At 68.8% G+C, this 11,683-nt stretch carries 11 protein-coding genes; 6 read left to right on the top strand and 5 right to left on the bottom strand.

Annotated features, from left to right (window positions below):
- The first annotated feature begins 175 nt into the window (after nt 1–175).
- The 3 genes from OG390_RS47655 to OG390_RS47665 all read left to right on the top strand — a co-directional run bounded on the left by OG390_RS47655 (nt 176) and on the right by OG390_RS47665 (nt 2,720).
- Nucleotides 176–574, top strand: coding sequence for a hypothetical protein (locus tag OG390_RS47655; protein WP_406176830.1), 399 nt, complete (start codon nt 176–178; stop codon nt 572–574).
- A complete protein-coding gene (locus OG390_RS47660) occupies nt 571–1,404 on the top strand; it encodes a DUF1206 domain-containing protein (protein ID WP_406176832.1) in 834 nt (277 codons plus the stop codon). The genes OG390_RS47655 and OG390_RS47660 overlap by 4 nt, the downstream gene beginning before the upstream one ends.
- 167 nt (nt 1,405–1,571) lie before the next feature.
- A complete protein-coding gene (locus tag OG390_RS47665) occupies nt 1,572–2,720 on the top strand; it encodes a glycoside hydrolase family 88 protein (RefSeq protein WP_406176834.1) in 1,149 nt (382 codons plus the stop codon).
- A 60-nt stretch (nt 2,721–2,780) separates the two neighbouring features.
- On the opposite strand, the gene OG390_RS47670 is transcribed toward OG390_RS47665, so the two are convergent.
- The 4 genes from OG390_RS47670 to OG390_RS47685 form a co-directional block, all read right to left on the bottom strand.
- Nucleotides 2,781–4,073, bottom strand: coding sequence for a ThuA domain-containing protein (locus tag OG390_RS47670; protein WP_406176836.1), 1,293 nt, complete (start codon nt 4,071–4,073; stop codon nt 2,781–2,783).
- 26 nt (nt 4,074–4,099) lie between these two features.
- Nucleotides 4,100–6,316, bottom strand: coding sequence for an RICIN domain-containing protein (locus OG390_RS47675; protein WP_406176838.1), 2,217 nt, complete (start codon nt 6,314–6,316; stop codon nt 4,100–4,102).
- Between the two features lie 34 nt (nt 6,317–6,350).
- The gene (locus OG390_RS47680; RefSeq protein WP_406176839.1) at nt 6,351–7,709 is read right to left on the bottom strand and encodes a ricin-type beta-trefoil lectin domain protein; all 1,359 of its coding nucleotides are present in this window, start codon (nt 7,707–7,709) and stop codon (nt 6,351–6,353) included.
- Nucleotides 7,710–7,868: 159 nt separating this feature from the next.
- Nucleotides 7,869–8,159, bottom strand: coding sequence for a hypothetical protein (locus OG390_RS47685; RefSeq protein WP_406176841.1), 291 nt, complete (start codon nt 8,157–8,159; stop codon nt 7,869–7,871).
- Nucleotides 8,160–8,316: 157 nt separating this feature from the next.
- On the opposite strand from OG390_RS47685, the gene OG390_RS47690 reads away from it, so the two are divergent.
- On the top strand, nt 8,317–9,300 hold the full coding sequence (locus OG390_RS47690) for an aldo/keto reductase (protein ID WP_406176842.1): 984 nt from the start codon (nt 8,317–8,319) through the stop codon (nt 9,298–9,300).
- Between the two features lie 61 nt (nt 9,301–9,361).
- Here OG390_RS47690 and OG390_RS47695 read toward each other — a convergent pair whose 3' ends face one another.
- A complete protein-coding gene (locus OG390_RS47695; RefSeq protein WP_406176844.1) occupies nt 9,362–10,039 on the bottom strand; it encodes a DUF2238 domain-containing protein in 678 nt (225 codons plus the stop codon).
- A 150-nt stretch (nt 10,040–10,189) separates the two neighbouring features.
- Between OG390_RS47695 and OG390_RS47700 the strand changes: the two genes are divergently transcribed.
- Both OG390_RS47700 and OG390_RS47705 read left to right on the top strand, forming a co-directional pair.
- Nucleotides 10,190–10,414: a hypothetical protein gene (locus OG390_RS47700; RefSeq protein WP_406176846.1), complete on the top strand. Its 225-nt coding sequence runs from the start codon at nt 10,190–10,192 to the stop codon at nt 10,412–10,414.
- Nucleotides 10,415–10,493: 79 nt separating this feature from the next.
- The gene (locus OG390_RS47705; protein ID WP_406176847.1) at nt 10,494–11,648 is read left to right on the top strand and encodes an FAD-dependent oxidoreductase; all 1,155 of its coding nucleotides are present in this window, start codon (nt 10,494–10,496) and stop codon (nt 11,646–11,648) included.
- The last annotated feature ends 35 nt before the right edge of the window (nt 11,649–11,683 follow it).

Consider the following 11,683-nt stretch of genomic DNA (forward strand, 5'->3'; position numbering starts at 1 on the left):
CTTTGTGTCCCACGAGCACTCAACATAGCTCACTGAGCGTGTTGACCTGGGGGTGTCTCACTACACGTGGCCTGCACGCACGGCCGTTTCACTCGCGCCTGTGGGGTACCCGCGACAACGCAAGGACTCGCCCGATCGAAGGCGGGATCCCCGTGCGAGAGGGGAGAGGATTTCCATGAGCGCGCATCCGCTGCCCGGATCGCAGGTCCAGGTGGTGCTCAGCGACTGCTCGGCGGCCGACGCCGGGCACCTGTTCGCGGTCCTGTGCGGTCGCTTCGCCTCGGACCGGTGTGCCGAGGACGAGATCCGAGAGACCGAGGGCCATCACCCGACGGTGTGGACCGGCACTTTCGACACGGAGGACGCGCCCGAGGGCGCGGCCGTACCAACAGGCCGGCTGTCGGGACCGGTGACGGCGGAAGTGCAGGGAACCCCCCACGCGGTGCAGCTCGTGCGGGAGACCCTGCGTGAGGCCTTCGCCCTGTCCGAGCTGGGTGAAGACGCAGGAGACCAGGAGGTCCAGGTCCAACTGCGGCTGGAGGCGGTCCCGGCGCACCAGTCCGGATCCGTGTGAACGCCGACGCGGTGACCCGGAGCGGCCGGCTCCGGGCCCGCCGGGCGGCGACGGGATCGGTACGGGAGGGCGCGGCCAGGGCGGGCCTGGTCGCACGAGGCGTGATCTACCTCCTGGTGGGCGCACTGGCGCTGCGGATCGCCTTCGGTGACGGTGGACGCCCGGCGGACCGGAGCGGCGCGCTCGAAGAGATCTCCACGAAGCCCTTCGGGGCCGTCCTGCTGTGGGCCCTTGGCGCCGGACTCGTCGGGATGGCGCTGTGGCGGCTCTCCGAGGCGCTCTTCGGGGCAGCCGGGCGCGACGGCCGTACCGCGCGGACGCGACTGCTGTCGGCCGTGCGCTGTGTCTTCTACGCGTTCGTCGCCTACTCCGTGCTGTCCTTCGCCGCCGGTGCGGGGGGCACGGCCTCCGGCGACCAGCAGTCCCGGGATGTTACGGCCCGGGCGCTTGAGCGGCCGGCAGGGCAGTGGATCGTGGGCATGGCGGGAGCCGGCGCCGTCGTGGTGGGTATCTGCATCGCCGTTGGAGCCGTGCTGCGCAAGTACCGCGAGCAACTGAAGCTCGGGGAGATGTCGCGGCAGGTGCGGCGGGCGGTCGATACGACGGGCGTTGCGGGCGGGGTCGCGCGCGGGCTGGTGTTCGCCACGGCGGGTGCCTTCGCGGTGCGGGCTGCCGTCGACTACGAACCCGACCGGGCCAAGGGCGTGGACGACACACTCCGCTCGTTCTCCGAAACCCCGTTGGGCCCGTGGCTGTTGGCCTGCGTCGCCGTGGGGCTCGTCCTGTTCGGGGCCTTCTCCTGCGCGATGGCGCGGTGGGGGAGGGTGTGAGAACGCGGGAGCCCGGTTCGTGAGAGCCCGGGAGCCTCGGTTCTGCAGTCTGAACGAGGTGCGCTGAGTTTAACTCCCTTTGATTTATCACCAGTTGACGACGCGCCATGGACTTTGCGTGAGGCGGGAGTTGAGGATGGGAGTCCCCGTCCGTAGGAGTTGTTCACATGCATAGACGACGCCTGCTCTCCGGCGCGGCCGCGCTCACGGCCTCCGCATCCCTCCTGCCCTCCCTGGCGGGCACCGCACACGCCGCCTCGCGCGCCGCCTCCCCCGGGCTGCCGCCGAGGGCCGAGATCACCGCTGTCCTGCGCCGTGTGGCCGACCAGTGGATCGGCGCCCACACGGACCCGGGTGACAACGGCTGGGCCAACGCCACCTTCTTCAGCGGGCTGCTCGCGCTGCAGCGCCTGACGGGCAGCGCCCGCTACCTCGCCTACGCCGGCGGCTGGGCCGAGAAGCACGCGTACGGCCTCAACGGCGGTGTGACCACCCGCCACGCCGACAACCACAATGCCGGGCAGGCCTACCTCGATCTCTACGAGAGAGAGCCCGAGGAGCGCAAGCTCACCGCGATCGAAACGTCCCTGCACCGCATGGTCTACGAGGACCAGCCCGACAAGAACGACGACTGGTGGTGGGACGACGCCCTCCACATGGCCATGCCGCCCTTCGCCCGCATGGGCGCCCTGCGCAAGGACCCCCGGTACTGGGAGAAGCTGTACGCCCTGTACAACCACACCAAGCGCATCGAGGGCGGCCCCGGCCTGTACGACCCCACCACGGGCCTGTGGTACCGCGACAAGCGTTTCCTGCCCGGAGGGATCGTTTCTCCCGCGGGCAAGCCGGTCGTGTGGTCGCGCGGCAACGGATGGGTCACCGGCGGACACGTCAAGACCCTCAAGGCCCTGCCCCCAGGGGAAGGGCACACCGCGGAATATCGCGAGACCTTGACCCGCCTGGTGAGGGGCGCGGCCGGCGTGCAGCGCGGCGACGGCTTCTGGAACGTCAACCTCGCCGACGCCGCGCACCTGCCGGGCCCCGAGACCAGCGGCACGTCCTTCTTCCTCTACGGCACGTCGTACGCGATCGGCGCGGGCCTGGTCGACCGGCCCACCTACCTCCCGGTGGCGGCCCGGGCCTGGAACGGCCTCGTCACCACCGCCGTGCACCCCGACGGCTTCCTGGGCTGTGTCCAGAACGTCGGCGACCGTCCCGAGTCCAGCCAGCCCGTCACCTACGACAGCACCGCGAACTTCGGCGTCGGTGCCTTCCTGCTCGCCGGCACCGAACTCGCCCGACTGGCACGCTCCTGACGACGACAGACCGGTGCCCCCGCCGCTGGAGTGCGGCGGGGGCACCCTCGCGCCGAGTGGTCAGGGCTGCGCGGTGAGCGTGAAGCTCTGTGCAGCGGAGCCGTCGCAGGTGCGCTGGGTGAGCTGCACGCTGTTCGTCGAGGCGCTCGCCGCGGTCAGGCACTTGCCGCTGTGCCGGGCCGTGAAGTGGTAGCGCCCGGTGCTCTCCTTGCCCGGGAGCCACTGCTGGTTCTGTCCGCCTCCGTAACTCCACAGCTGGAGCGGCGCGTTGTCGGCCGTCGAGACACCGGTCACGTCGATGACCTGCTGCGGGTTGCCGCGGATACCGACTCGGCGGTAGCCGCTTTCGGTCGAGGGGAACTGGAACTGCTGTGCCTGCGTGCCGTTGCAGGCGTACTGCTGGATCGCCGTCCCGTTCGCCGTGGCGGCCGAACGGGCGTCCACACAGGTGCCGTTGCCGGCATTCGTCAGCGAGTACCAGGCGGTCTCGGAGACCGAGTCCGACGGCGGGGTGGTGGAGTCTGCCCCGCCCAGCCACTTGAGCCCGTCCAGTACGAACCGGTTCTGTGTCTCACTGGCGAACGTCGACGACAGACGGGTGTTGGTCGAGTAGTCCATCGCATTGTGACCGAAGTTCGCGTACAGCATCTTGTACTTCGTGTTGGTCCACAGAATCGGGTAGTAGCCGCTGTACCAGCTCTGGTTGGGATCGGTGCCCAGCGGGAAACTGCTGGGGTCGACCGAGGCCAGGATCTTGATGTCCGGGTTCTGCCGGAGGTCGTTGGACCAGCTGTACCACTCGCTGACCGACGAGGTGAACGTGGCCGGCAGGTTCTTGGTGGAGGGGTGCGTACGGTCCTCGACCTTCAGAACCGACGTCGTCGGACCCCAGGTGTTCGACCGGAAGTTGCCGCTGCCGAGGAACTGGTTGTGGTACCACGGCCAGGCTGCCGCGTCGGTGGTGAAGGCCGAGACATGGAAGCCCAGCCAGGCACCCCCGTTGCGCATGTACGTCTCGAAGCCTGTCCTCTGAGCCGCCGTCTGCGGCAAGTCGTCGAGGAACAGCACGACTTGATACGCGCTGACGCCGCCGTTGCTGAGCAGGTCCCAGTTATTGCTGGCCGTGTAGGTGAAGCCGTTCGCCGCGGCCTGCTTGGGGAACCAGTGGTTCGCCTCCTTGACGAAGTCGATGTGCGCCGCGTCCCATGTGCCGTTGTAGAGCGCCAGCACCTTGAACGGCGTCGCCGCCGTACTCGCCTGGGCGGCGGGCGGTGCCGCGAGGCCCAGCAACGCCGCCAGCAGGAGGAGAACCCGCAGGGCCGCGCGCGCCGGACCGGATCTGATCGTGTGCATCGGTTGATCGATCCTTTCTGTGCGGGTCATGGGTAGCTGATGAGGTTGGCGACATTGGTGGAGGAGTTGGACGGGCCGCCCCTGTCGTTGACGACATGCCGGATCGTGCCGGTGCCGCCCAGGGAGACCGTCACCATGTCCTTGAACTTCACGTTCGCGGTGTCGGGTGCCTCGATGGCGTGCTCGGCGGCCACGCTCGAGTTGGTGCTGAAGTAGCAGTAGCTGCCGAAGCCGTACACCTGATGACTCGTCACGGAGTTGGCGACCTTGTACGCGGCGTAGCCCTGCGTCGAACCGTTCATCCAGGACGACTGGTTGGGCGGGTCGTACGGCATCTCGTTCTGGTAGAAGAACGTGCGGCCGCCGTTGCCGTTCCAGATGGTCTGGTACTTCTGGTAGTGCTCCACGAACAGGCCGTACATCGTGACGTCGTCGCCGTTCACGACGAGTCCGGTGTCGGCGGTGTTGCTGGTCCAGCCGACGCCACTGCCGTGGTCGGCACGCCACAGCCACAGATGGTCACCGATGACGTCGTCGCTGTTGATCGTCAGGCTCGTGGTGGCCTGGCCGACGCCCGCACCGCCGATGCGGAAGAACACGTCGTGCAGCGAGCTGGGGTCGGCGCTGTGGTCGGCGGAGGAGCCGCTCGGCCCCATCTCCATGAGCTGCGACGAGTTGGTGGTGCCCGCGTCGATCAGCAGTCCGGCGAGCTGGACGCCGTTCACGTCGGCCACGGACATCGCGGTGATCCCGTTGTCGGGGACGAGCGTGGCGAGACCCAGGCCCAGGACGACGGTGTCGGCCCTGGTCACCTTCAGCGTCTGGTCGAGGTGGTAGACCCCTGGCGTCACCAGCAGGTTCTTGCCCTGCGCGAGCGCGTCGTTCATCTGCGCGGCCGTGGCGCCCGGCTTGACGACGAAGAAGTCGGCGACGGGCAGTGACGTGCCCGCGGGGGTGCCGGAACTCCACGTGGTGCCGATGGTGTTGGTGCGCACGGACGGCACGAACACCTTCCAGGCGCCCGCCGAGTCGACGTACAGGAAGGGCTTCTCACGCGTGACCGGCGCCTGGTCGACCGTGGTGTACGGCGGACTCGGGAAGCTGTTCGCCGGAGCGTTCCTGGAGCCGACGAAGACCATGTTCCAGTTGGAGCCGGTCCAGCTGCCCCACTCGGTGTTCCGCGACAGCCACTGCTGCTGCGAACCGGAGTTGACCTGCCCGTCGATTTTCGTGTCGGCCATGTAGCCGCCACTGGACCAACCGCCGTCGTCCAGCGCGAGGTTGCCCTTCAGGTGCATCCGCCGGTAGGGCGCGGCCTGCGACACCGCCCAGCGGTCCGAACCGCCCGTCGGAGTCACCGACAGGTTCTCGGCCGACCGCCAGAAATTCTGGGTGGCGTTGCCCTGGAACCAGTCGGCCTCGGCGTGCACCGCGCCGCGGATGTTGACGTCGTCGGGGGAGAGGCCAAGACCGGCGACCTGTGTGTAGAAGCCGACATCGGCGTTGGCGTCGTACGTACCCGGCTTGAAGAGGAAGGCCTTTCGGGCAGTGCCGAACTGGTTGGTCTCCTGCTGGGAGAAGGCCGAGTCGAGGCTGCTCTGGATCGTGGCGGCCGGAGTCGACGGGTCGAAGACGGTGACGTTCGGACCGAGGTCCGGAGTTCCGGGCGGCGGCGTCGCGTCGACCGGATTGACGTAGAAGGACTGAGCCGCCGTGCCGTTGCAGGTGTACTGCTGGAGCTGCACGCTGTCCGAGGTGGACGCGCTCGGCACATCGAGGCACTTGCCGCTGCCCCGGTTCACGAAGTGGTACGCGCCACTGGACTCGGCCACGGCCTGCCACTGCTGGTTGTTGCCGACGCCGTACGTCCACAACTGCACCAGGGCGTTGTCCGCCGTGGAGACATCGGTGACGTCCCAGACCTTGGTGGCGTCGGCGCGAAGGTCGACCTGGGAGTATCCGCCGGACGTGGCCGCGAACCGCCACTGCTGGGCCTGGCTGCTGTTGCACGCGTACTGCTGGACCGCGGTGCCGTTCGCCGTGGCGGCGGCGCGCGCGTCGACGCACTTGCCGCTGCCCGCGTTGACGACGGTGGCCCACCCGGTGGGCAGCGCGGCGGGCTGCGCGGCCGCCTTGTCCTGCGAGGCGATCGCCACGGCTGACACCGTTGTGGCCACCAGGGCGAACACGGTCAGCACTTTCGGTATCCGGTGACGGCCGGACTGTCTTCTGGATCTGGACACGGGGCTCTCCTGTGCTGGTGGGGGTTGGGCAAGGTCAGCCGGTGTACTTCGCGAAGGCCCGCGTGTAGTCCCAGTCCTGCTGGCTCACTCCGGAGCAGCTGTCGGCGACGCCGCTCGTGCACGGCCGGTCACGGTTGACGGACCAGAACGTCAGCCGTGCCAGGTGGTGCTGCTGCGCATAGCCGAGGATGGTCTGGAAGTCGGCGACGGTGACCGTCTCGTTCTGGTCGGTGATCCCGTTCATGGAGGAGATGCCCATGTCCCGGTACGCCTGGTCGTCGCCGTAGCCGTACGCGTTCTTGAGGGCTGTCTTCAGACCTTCCGCGGCCCGCTGGGTGAGCGTCCCCATGTTCTGGCCGGCTCCGCCGAAGTCGAACGGCATGATCGTCCAGCTGTCCACGGTGAGCCCGGACGCCGCGGCCCGGTTGATGAGACCCGTGTCGGGGCCGCTCTGCCCGGTGCCGGTGGTGACGTACACCTTGATGCCGGGGTTGTTCGCCTTGATGGTCTTGAGCGCGTCCACCGTGCGCTGCTGGACCGTCGTGTTGCTGTACGCGTCGGCCTCGATGTCGATGTCGATCGCCTTGAGCCCGTAGGCGTTGATGACCTTCTGGTACGCGGCCGCCAGCTCCCCGGCGCTGGAGCAGGAACTCTCCAGCTTGTTGCCGCTGTAGCCGCCGAAGGACGGGATGACGTCACCACCGTTCGCCCGCACGGTGTTGACGGTCTGTTGGTCGACGCCGCCGGTCAGCGCGCGGCTGCCGTCCCACTGCGGGTTGCAGTAGCCGTTGCTGAGCACGAAGGCCGGCGTGAACCACTTGACGCCGGTGGCGTTCATGACGGTGGCCGGGTTCGGCGGGCTGCCCCAGCCGTTGTAGAGGTACGGGGCGACGGCCATCGGCGCGGCGGGCGTCGAACCCCCGTCGGGGGCGGGCGCGGTCCACTTCTGGTTGGCGCCGCCGGTGCAGCTCCAGATCTGTATCGGGGTGCCGTCCGCCGAGGTGTTGCCCGTGACGTCGGCGCATTTGTCGGCCTGCGGATTGACGATGTCGCGCGCCGAGGAGACCGTCCACTTCTGGTTCGCGCCGCCCGTACAGTCCCAGAGCTGGAGCTCGGCCCCGTTCGCGGTCGAATTCCCGGTGACGTCGAGGCACTTGCCGAGGGCCCGTATAGACCCGTCCGAGCCGACGGTCCACTGCTGGGCGGCGGTCCCGTTGCAGTCGTAGAGCTGTACGGCCGTGCCGTTGGCGGAGTTCGCGCCCGCCACGTCGAGGCACTTGCCCGCGAGACCGGTGATCGTGCCGGTGGCGGCGGAGGCGGGCACCACGCTCAGGGCGGCGGTGGTGAGCGTGCCGCGCAACGCGGTGGAGCGCGCGAGGGATTGTCTGGACATCAGGGGGGATCACAGCCTTTCACTGGAGGCTGATGGTGGGGGAGTGTTCACGTTCATGAACAACGAGCGCATTCATGGAGCTGTGGTGATCGGGAACCTAAAGGTCTGCACCAAAGTCGTCAAGAGATGAAGCAAAGCAGCGCGTAAATTGGGCTGTGTTCACGAGGAGTTGAACGCGCGGAGACCCAGTGGACGACGAGGAGCCGAGGCCCTGCCTGCGCAGAGCCTCGGCTCGGTGATGCGGTGATGCGGTGATGCGGTGATCTCGCCGACCCAGTTGCGGTAGGCCGTACGGTAGACGTCGACGCCGTCGGGGAATCCGGGCAGATCGGCGGCCGCGGCACTGCCCCGAACCGAGAGCGGCGGCCCGGCGACCAGGGTGGCGGCACTCAGCAGAAACCCCCGGCGTGACCAGGCGTTTCGCCCTTCACTTCTTGAACGGTCGGTCATGCGCTGCACGCTAGGCGGCGGTTGACACGAATCAATCAATCGTCGAAGCGCTTCACTCGTACGAGTGACAAACCCTCACAGGAGGTTCTTTGTTGACGCATAGGCAACCGGGTGGATGGAATCCTGTGTGGGGGCGCAGAAGTGTCAGACTGACGGCATGGACGAGCGCGCATTCGACAGGTTGGGTCAGCATGCTTCGGTGATCGGTCTCGGCACGTGGCAGTTGGGTGCCGACTGGGGTGATGTGAGCGATCGGGATGCCCTGGCCGTGCTGGAGACGGCGGCCGAGTCGGGGGTGACCTTCTTCGACACGGCCGACGTGTACGGCGACGGGCGGAGCGAGGAGACCATCGCCACCTTCCTGCGCAGCAGGCCGGACCTGCATGTGCTGGTCGCGACCAAGATGGGCCGCCGTGTCGAGCAGATCCCGGAGAACTACGTCCTCGACAACTTCCGTGCCTGGAACGACCGTTCCCGGCGCAACCTCGGCGTCGACCGCCTCGACCTGGTGCAGCTGCACTGCCCGCCGACGCCCGTCTACTCCTCCGACGAGGTGTACGACGCCCTCGACACCCTGGTCGAGGAGGAGCGGATCGCCGCGTACGGGGTCAGCGTCGAAACGTGCGACGAGGCACTGACGGCGATCGCCCGCCCGAACGTGGCGAGCGTCCAGATCATCCTCAACGCCTTCCGTATGAAGCCCCTGCGGCAGGTGCTCCCGGCGGCCCAGGAGGCGGGCGTCGGCATCATCGCCCGGGTGCCGCTGGCCTCCGGCCTGCTCTCCGGCAAGTACACCAAGGACACGGTCTTCGCGGCCAACGACCACCGGACGTACAACCGCCACGGCGAGTCCTTCGACCAGGGCGAGACCTTCTCGGGAGTCGACTTCGCCACGGGTGTGGAGGCGGCGGCCGAGTTCTCCGCCCTCGCCCCGGAGGGGTACACCCCGGCCCAGCTGGCGCTGCGCTGGGCCATTCAGCAGCCCGGTGTGACCTCGGTGATCCCGGGCGCCCGTTCACCCGAGCAGGCCCACGCCAACGCGGCGGCCGCGAAGCTGCCGGAGCTGTCGCAGAAGACGCTGGACGCGATCGAGGATCTGTACGAGCGGCGGATCAAGGAGCAGGTGGAGAGCCGCTGGTAGGAGTCGGCGACGTGCATACGGCCGGGCGGCCGCTCCGATGATGCGGCCGCCCGGTCCGTCGCTACCGCCTGCCCGACGTCGTGAGAGCGCCGAGCTGCCGGTCGTGCAGGCGGCTCAGCAGCAGCACTGAGACGGTGGCCCCGATCAGTGCGCAGAACATGTCCCACTGGGTGTCCCACACATCGCCCTGGGTGGCCAGGAAGTCATCGGCCGCGTGTCCGCCGATCACCGCGGCCGCCCACTCGAACATCTCGAAGACCGCGCTGAACGCGAGACAGGCACACACGGTCAGCGGCGCCAGCCAGCGACTGCCGCGCAGTGGTGAGGTGCGGCTGAGCAGTTCCCGCACCAGCACGGCGGGCACGAAGCCCTGCATGAGGTGCCCGAACCGGTCGTAGGGATTGCGGTCGAGTCCGAGCCCGTCCCGCACCCAGTCGCCCAACGGCACCTGCGCATAGGTGTAGTGGCCGCCCACGGCGAGCACCAGCGCGTGCGCCGCGAGCAGACAGCACAGCAGATTCGTCAGCGGGAACCGCCGCCGGGTCAGGACGACCAGTGGCAGCCCGACCAGCACCCACACGGTCTCCAGCAGCCACGTCGTCGGGTCGTGCGGGTGCCAGGCGGAGAGTGCCATGCCCGCGACGACGACCACGACGAGCGCGGTCGGCAACGTCCGCCGCGGTACACGTTCCTCGGGCACCGACTGACGGGTGGGCGAGGCGACGACGGGCTCGGGCATGAGTGGGCTCCTTGGTCCAGGTGGCTCCATCGTGCTGGAGCGGATGGGCCAGGACATGAGTACGACTACTCACTCAGGCGCCTGTGCGAAGTGGGCGAACATGTTCGGGCCGTACTTGTTCGCGACGAACATGTTCGTTACCTTGGAGGAGTGACAGCACCCTCCGACCCCGCGGGCACGGAGGGCGCATGGGCGGCGCTTGCGATGGCGCTGCGCGGTGCCTGCGAGGACCGGCACCCACGCATCGCCGCGCTCGGCACCGAACTGCTCTCCGGCCCAGGCGAGGCCCGCTTGGGCTGGGGCTTCCACGCTCTGATCAACGGCATCCTGCACACGCCCAGACCGGACACACCCGACACGCCCGACACGCCGTGACGGTCATCCACGCCCAACTGTCGTCGGTGCCCACGGTCCTCGACCGTCGACCGATATCAACTCACCTGGAGAACCTGCCATGTCGACCCCTCACCACCACCCCATAGCCGTGATCGGCGCCGGTCTCGGCGGCCTCACGCTCGCACGCGTACTGCACCTGAACGGCATCGACGCCGCCGTCTTCGACCTCGACGCCTCAGCGACCGTCCGCACGCAGGGCGGCATGCTGGACATGCACGAGGACTCCGGCCAGGCCGCGCTGCGGGCCGCCGGACTCTACGAGGAGTTCCGCGCGATCGTGCACGCCGGCGGCGAGGTCATGCGCATCCTCGGCAAGGACGCCATCGTCCGGATGGAGGACGACGGCGAGGCCGGTGAGCGCCCCGAGGTCACCAGGGGCGCCCTTCGCGACATCCTGCTCGGCTCACTGCCCGAGGGCGCTGTCCGCTGGGGTGCCAAGGTCACCGGCACACGGACGCTCGACGACGGTCGCCACGAGGTGACGCTCGCCGACGGGGAGACGTTCACCGCCGATCTGCTGATCGGGGCCGACGGCGCCTGGTCGAAGGTGCGGCCCCTGCTGTCGGCCGCCACCCCCCTCTACTCGGGTATCTCCTTCGTCGAGGTGCTCCTCCTCGACGCCGACATCCGGCACCCGGAAAGCGCCGCCGTCGTCGGCGGAGGCATGCTGTTCGCGCTCGCCGAGGAGAAGGGCTTCCTCGGCCACCGCGATCCCGACGGCTCGCTGCACGTCTACGTCGCTCTGAGGGTGCCGGCCGACTGGTCCACCTCCGGTGCCATCGACTTCGCCGACACCGAAGCGGCCAAGCGGAGCCTCCTGGAGTACTTCGACGGCTGGGACGAGCGGCTGCGGTCCCTCCTCGCCGACGCGGACGGCGCGCTCGTCCCCCGGCCGATCCACGCGCTGCCCGTGGACCACCGCTGGGACCGCACTCCCGGCGTCACCCTGCTCGGCGATGCCGCCCACCTGATGTCCCCGTTCGCGGGCGAGGGAGCCAACCTCGCCATGCGCGACGCCGCCGAGCTCGCGACCGCGATCGCCACTCACCCCGACGACATCGAAGAGGCCCTGACCGCCTACGAGGAGGCTCTCTTCCCGCGCGCCGAGGAGGCGGCCATCGGGTCCGCGGCCAACCTCGACATCTGCTTCAGTCCGGACGCCCCGCAGAGCCTGGTCGACCAGATGGCCGCCTACCGCGCCGAGGCCGACTGACGTCGGCGGGTGCCCACGCACGGGCGCCTCCCCCG

The sequence above is a fragment of the Streptomyces sp. NBC_00996 genome (assembly GCF_045162675.1).
Classification (GTDB): Bacteria; Actinomycetota; Actinomycetes; order Streptomycetales; family Streptomycetaceae; genus Streptomyces.

Excerpts from the sequence above, each read along its gene's own strand:
- OG390_RS47690 (WP_406176842.1), top strand. The coding sequence starts at position 8,317 with ATGGACGAGCGCGCATTCGACAGGTTGGGTCAGCATGCTTCGGTGATC.
- OG390_RS47670 (WP_406176836.1), bottom strand. The coding sequence starts at position 4,073 with ATGCACACGATCAGATCCGGTCCGGCGCGCGCGGCCCTGCGGGTTCTC.
- OG390_RS47665 (WP_406176834.1), top strand. The coding sequence starts at position 1,572 with ATGCATAGACGACGCCTGCTCTCCGGCGCGGCCGCGCTCACGGCCTCC.
- OG390_RS47655 (WP_406176830.1), top strand. The coding sequence starts at position 176 with ATGAGCGCGCATCCGCTGCCCGGATCGCAGGTCCAGGTGGTGCTCAGC.
- OG390_RS47680 (WP_406176839.1), bottom strand. The coding sequence starts at position 7,709 with ATGTCCAGACAATCCCTCGCGCGCTCCACCGCGTTGCGCGGCACGCTC.
- OG390_RS47695 (WP_406176844.1), bottom strand. The coding sequence starts at position 10,039 with ATGCCCGAGCCCGTCGTCGCCTCGCCCACCCGTCAGTCGGTGCCCGAG.
- OG390_RS47685 (WP_406176841.1), bottom strand. The coding sequence starts at position 8,159 with ATGACCGACCGTTCAAGAAGTGAAGGGCGAAACGCCTGGTCACGCCGG.
- OG390_RS47705 (WP_406176847.1), top strand. The coding sequence starts at position 10,494 with ATGTCGACCCCTCACCACCACCCCATAGCCGTGATCGGCGCCGGTCTC.